Source organism: Rhodococcus zopfii NBRC 100606 = JCM 9919 (genome assembly GCF_001895025.1).
Classification (GTDB): Bacteria; Actinomycetota; Actinomycetes; order Mycobacteriales; family Mycobacteriaceae; genus Rhodococcus; species Rhodococcus zopfii.
Map to the genome: position 1 here is coordinate 1 of NZ_BCXI01000146.1, position 534 is coordinate 534.

Sequence of the window (534 nt, forward strand, 5' to 3'; positions counted from 1 at the left end):
CCCTGCGATCACCATGGGTACATATCCTACGACCCCATTTTCCCGAACGAGATAATCACAGCTTTCCCTTCGGGGCCTGATGGTAAGGACTGGGGGGGATGCACTGCGGGGTATTTGGATGACTGACAATTCAACATAGGATTATTGCGACCCGTCCGATGCCGGCCCGGAGGAAGTGCCCTGGGCCGGAATCGGACGGATGACTTGAACCGCTATGGAGGCCTCAGTTCGTTTCAGTGAAATCCAGTTCGATAACCGTTCCATCTGCGCGCAGTCCTCGAATCCCAGGTCCGGTGATCCAGGTTGTCCTCCCGCAGGAAGTGACTTCAAGAGGTGGATTACTCAGCGGAAGTATTGCTTTTGGATTCAATTCGAAATCAAGTAGAATGAGCGCAAAACCTTCGCTACGGGCGGGGGATCTGCCTTTTAAATCCGCACTTTCAGGGCGATTCCCTTCTTTTACTTCTGAGGCCCTGCGTGCGATCAACCATAGCCCCTCCCCTGCTTGCCCAGAACGGGCAATATCGTAGGGCC

The 534-nt window shown here is 54.3% G+C and carries 1 protein-coding gene; it reads right to left on the bottom strand.

All coding sequences use genetic code 11. The features are described 5' to 3' along the window. Positions 1-223: 223 nt before the first annotated feature. Positions 224-534 (bottom strand): hypothetical protein (locus RZ1_RS31080; protein ID WP_218020510.1); only part of this gene is annotated, 311 nt, incomplete at its 5' end.